Source organism: Pseudoalteromonas sp. SIMBA_162 (genome assembly GCF_046535955.1).
GTDB lineage: Bacteria > Pseudomonadota > Gammaproteobacteria > Enterobacterales > Alteromonadaceae > Pseudoalteromonas > Pseudoalteromonas marina.
Map to the genome: position 1 here is coordinate 1 of NZ_JAWJBQ010000463.1, position 269 is coordinate 269.

Sequence of the window (269 nt, forward strand, 5' to 3'; positions counted from 1 at the left end):
TGGTCGCTCTCGCCAGTCATCATCAGCGCGAGAGCCTCCAGCGTCGCCGGGTCCTGCTCGCGAATCTGATTGGCGATGGCGCGCTGGAAGAAATAGACCACATCATGCCGGCTGCGCCCCGGGTACAGGCAGTCGTCGCCGGCCAGCACCGGTGTCTGGGTGACGCGAGCCTCATCGACCCGCAAGGCCTCGATGTTGCCATCGCTGTAGAGACGCCAACCGAAGACCTGCTTGAGCTGCCACTGTGTCTCGCCGTTGGTCATGCACAG

The 269-nt window shown here is 63.9% G+C and carries 1 pseudogene; it reads right to left on the minus strand.

From position 1 onward, the window contains the following. Positions 1 to 269, minus strand: a pseudogene (locus tag R0J88_RS20500) (hypothetical protein); the annotation flags it as partial.